Here is a 504-nt window from a genome sequence, read left to right as displayed (position 1 = left end):
AGCAGGTCCGCGGCATCGCCAACCCATCGCCGCAACATCGCCCGGGACGCAGCCACAGCCGCGCGCGCCTCGTCTTCCCGGTTCCGGACCTGCTGAAGTTCGAGCTGAGCGGTCAGAATCTCGGCCCGCGTGCCGCGGTTGGCGCGGTAGGCGGCTTCGGCGGCGTCCACCATCAATCGGATGGACTGCGTCTGTTCAGCAAATACATCGAGCATTCGCTCGGCGTACTGCCGCTCGAGCCAGGCGCTGGCCGTGCCGCGCTGCACGGCGGCCAGCGCCACCGTGCGCTGCGCCTCCGCGGAGGTGGCTTCAGCCTCGAAACGTTGGGCGCGAGCCTGGCGCTTCGCCGTTCGGGTGAACTCCTGCATCACGCTGATCGACCGCATCGTCATGGCTTCGGTGCCGAGCGAAAACCGGTCGCGACCGTCGACCGGGACGTTGTTGACACCGACTTTGAGCACCGGGTCCGGCAGTTGGCCGCCTGCAACCGCCATTTCGATGGCG

1 protein-coding gene is annotated in these 504 nt (G+C 68.1%); it reads right to left on the bottom strand.

Features of this window, described 5'->3' with window-relative positions; all coding sequences use genetic code 11:
* Positions 1–504: TolC family protein (locus AC6EI8_RS26650; protein ID WP_498383418.1), on the bottom strand; the 504-nt coding region annotated here is incomplete at both ends.

This window comes from Cupriavidus sp. R6-3 (assembly GCF_059772245.1).
Note: the sequence above shows the minus strand (reverse complement) of the source record. Positions and strands in the feature narration are given on the sequence as shown.